General features: G+C 68.8%; 3 protein-coding genes. 1 reads left to right on the plus strand and 2 read right to left on the minus strand.

Annotated elements, in window-relative coordinates; all coding sequences use genetic code 11:
• On the minus strand, positions 1-365 hold a 365-nt coding region (locus ACK59X_RS32630; RefSeq protein WP_409963308.1), incomplete at its 3' end, for a GNAT family N-acetyltransferase.
• A 287-nt stretch (positions 366-652) separates the two neighbouring features.
• Between ACK59X_RS32630 and ACK59X_RS32635 the strand changes: the two genes are divergently transcribed.
• Positions 653-2,881 carry an EAL domain-containing protein gene (locus ACK59X_RS32635; RefSeq protein ID WP_409963310.1) on the plus strand — a complete coding sequence of 743 codons (2,229 nt, stop codon included), beginning with the start codon at positions 653-655 and terminating at the stop codon, positions 2,879-2,881.
• Between the two features lie 13 nt (positions 2,882-2,894).
• On the opposite strand, the gene ACK59X_RS32640 is transcribed toward ACK59X_RS32635, so the two are convergent.
• The coding region (locus ACK59X_RS32640; RefSeq protein WP_409963312.1) for a GGDEF domain-containing protein at positions 2,895-3,186 on the minus strand (292 nt) is incomplete at its 5' end.

The raw sequence follows: 3,186 nt of genomic DNA on the forward strand, positions 1-3,186 counted from the left end.
CTGTAGGTGCTGCCCACGCGCCTGGCCTGGGCGGGGGTCAGCACCCGGTAGGTGCCAATCACCTGCCGGCTGGCCGCATCGCGCACCAGGAGGTGCTCGCAGTAGTCGTCGAACAGATCCACGTCGTGGCCGGGAACGGGGGTCGTCAATCGAGCGCCCATTTCCCCGGCAAACACGTCAAAGCGCAGCTTCTGCGCCTGGCGGACCTCGTCGAGGTGCCGTGCCCACTCCACCTCCACACCGCCACGCACCGCGATGCCAGCCACCGCGGCGACTGCGCCGACCACGGATTCAGGGCGCTGGATCGCGCCCCTGGACGAGGCGGCAGGGGCCAGCGGCAGGGTGGTGTTGGGCAAATCGCTCATGGATCAACTCCTTCGTACTGGGCGGCCCCATGGCCGCTGGTGCCCCGGATCACCGGGTGGTGTGCTTCAATACGGGGGAGTTTGGAAGCCCCAGGTGACGCCTGCATGTCCATGCGGTGTCAGCACCGTGACAAAGGTGCAGGAGACGCTCCCCACCGGGCCTGCAGGCCCTTCCCCAGACTCAGGCAGGGCCCCGGTTACCAAGCGGTTACCGCTGTAAGCCTGGGCTGCTACACTTTGGTACATATTTGTGGGGCATCGCGCCTCTCCCTCCGGGTCCGGCCGCCATGTCCTTGCTGTCCATTGCCCCAGAACGCCTGCCGTCTGGGGAATCTTCCGACGCGTCTTTGGAGCGCACGCTGCGCGAGCAGCAGACGCTGCTGGAGAGCGCGGGCGTGGGCATCGTGTTCATCCGCCAGCGCGTGGTGGTGCGCTGCAACCAGCGCTATGCGGAGATCTTCGGCTATGAGTCGGCGCAGCGCCTGGCGGGCCTGAGCAGCGAGGCCTTCTACCCTGACCGCGAGGCCTTCCGTGCCCTGGGGCGTGAAGCCTATCCCGTGCTGGCCCAGGGCCAGGCCTTCCGGGTGGAGCGCCAGATGCGCCGGCGCAACGGGCGGCTGTTCTGGGGCAGCCTCACGGGCCGGCTGATCAACCCGGCCGACACGAGCGAGGGTTCCATCTGGATCCTGGACGACATCGACGAGCAAAAGCAGGCCCAGGCCCTGCTGAGCGCCGCCGTGCGCGAAAAGCAGGTGCTGTTCGACCAGGCCATGGTGGGCATCGTCTTCCTGCGCGACCGGCACATGACGCGTTGCAACCGCCATTTCGAACACATGCTGGGCTATGGCCAGGGCGAGCTGGCAGGCAGCCCGTCACGGCGCTGGTATGCCAGCGACCAGGACTGGGCCGAGGTGGGCCAGCGCTGCTACCCCGTGATTTCGGCCGGCCAGTCCTACGCGGGCGAGGTGACGCTGTGCCGCAAGGATGGCACGCCGCTGGCGTGCGAGGTGCGCGCCAAGCTCATCGATCCCGACGACCCGGCCCAGGGATCGATCTGGATCACCATGGACATCTCCGAGCGCAAGGAGGCCCAGGCAGCACTGGCGCGCGTGCACGAGGAACTGGAATTCCAGGTGCAGGAGCGCACGCGCCAGCTGAGCGACACGGTGGACGACCTGCACCGCGAGATCAGCGACCGCAAGGCCGACCAGGACCGCATCTACTGGCTGGCCCACTACGACCCGCTCACCGGCCTGCCCAACCGTGCCCTGCTGTCCGAGCGCGCGCAGGAGGCCATCCGCGTGGCACAGGAAGGCAACACGCCGCTGGCGCTGATCTTCCTGGACCTGGATCACTTCAAGCACGTCAACGACTCGCTGGGCCACCGCGTGGGCGACGCCCTGCTGGTCGAGATCGCCAAGCGCCTGCGCGCCGTGGTGCGCGACAAGGACACCGTCTCGCGCCTGGGCGGCGACGAGTTCATCCTGCTGCTGCCGGGCGCCAACGCCCACGGCGCCGCGCGCGTGGCCGGCAAGCTGCAGGAGGCCTCGCGCCAGCCCTACCAGATCGACCACCATGAGCTGACCATGGCGCCCTCCATGGGCATCGCGCTGTTCCCGCAGGATGGCAGCGACTTCGACACGCTGACCCAGTCGGCCGACGTGGCCATGTACCGCGCCAAGCTCGACGGGCGCAATACCTTCCGTTTCTTCACGCCCGAGATGCAGGCCCAGTCGGTGCGTGCGCTGCAGGTGGAGAACGCGCTGCGCCGGGCGCTGGAGCGCGGCCAGCTGCACCTGCACTACCAGCCCCAGATCCACCTGGCCACCGGCCAGGTGCACAGCGTGGAGGCCCTGCTGCGCTGGGAGCATCCGCAGATGGGCAGCATCTCGCCGACCGAGTTCATCCCCATCGCCGAGGACAGCGGCCAGATCCTGCAGATCGGAGAATGGGTGCTGCGCACCGCCCTGACCCAGCTCAAGGACTGGCACGCCAACGGCTTTCCGGGGCTGACCATGGCGGTCAACCTGTCGGCGATCCAGTTCCGCCAGCCGCAGCTGCCCGAGCTGGTGAGCCGCATCCTGACCATCTTCGAGCTGCCGCCCGATTGCCTGGAGCTGGAGCTGACCGAGGGCGTTGCGGTCGACGACCCGCACTCGGCCGTGGAGACCATGGACAGCCTGCACGCGCGCGGCGTGCGCATGTCCATGGACGACTTCGGCACCGGCTACTCATCGCTGAGCCAGCTCAAGCGCTTTCAGATCTTCAAGCTCAAGATCGACCAGTCCTTCGTGCGCGACCTGGGCGATGATGGCAACGACCGCGCCATCGTGAGCGCCATCATCCGCATGGCCCAGGCCCTGGGCATGCGCACCACGGCCGAGGGCGTGGAAACGCCGGAGCAACTGGCCTTCCTGCGCGAGCAGGGCTGCGACGAGGCCCAGGGCTACCTGTTCAGCCGGCCGCTGCCGGCCGACGAGCTCGAACTCTTCTTGCGCCAGTACCTGCCAGCGTAGCCCTCCCGCGGCGTCAAGACAGCGGCTGCACCGCCTGCGCCAACTGCACGCGGTGCTTGCCGGACCGCTTGGCCTGCAGCATGGCCTCGTCCGCCTCGGCCAGCAGCTCCTGCGCATCGAGCCGGCCCTGCGACAGCGCCACCCCGATGCTCATGCCCACCTGCACGGGCGCGCCGCCGGCCGGCAGGTGCACGGGCTGGCAGGCGGCCTGCATCAAGCGATCGAGCACGGCCCGCCATTCGTCGCCCGCCACCGGGCTGAGCACCAGCACGAACTCGTCGCCCCCGATGCGCGCCGCCGGGTCC

Source organism: Acidovorax sp. (assembly GCF_046339755.1).
GTDB lineage: Bacteria > Pseudomonadota > Gammaproteobacteria > Burkholderiales > Burkholderiaceae_C > Acidovorax.

What these genes read in the sequence shown, in the direction of transcription:
- ACK59X_RS32635 (WP_409963310.1), top strand. Translation starts at nt 653, where the DNA reads ATGTCCTTGCTGTCCATTGCCCCAGAACGCCTGCCGTCTGGGGAATCT.